Below are 226 nucleotides of genomic sequence, written 5' to 3' on the forward strand. Positions count from 1 at the left end.
ACAAATAATATTGAATTTAGTAGATATGATATTAGTAACAATAGTGATTACAAGAACTTCCTTGGAACAATAAAAAGTTTGCAAAATAAAATTCCACTAAATGCGCAACAAAATTTATTAGAACATTGGGAATTTATATATGAGAGAACTCTTGGATGTGTAGGACTTTTAAAAGACTGGTTTGCTAGGTCGTTAATTATAGCATTGGAAGAAAAGTGTAATTCAA

General features: G+C 27.9%; 1 pseudogene. It reads left to right on the top strand.

Annotated features, from left to right (window positions below):
* Positions 1-226 (top strand): annotated as a pseudogene (locus tag V7056_RS20685) (ATPase); the annotation flags it as partial.

Origin of the sequence: Bacillus sp. JJ664, from assembly GCF_036962205.1 — a bacterium.
Taxonomy (GTDB): Bacteria; Bacillota; Bacilli; order Bacillales; family Bacillaceae_G; genus Gottfriedia.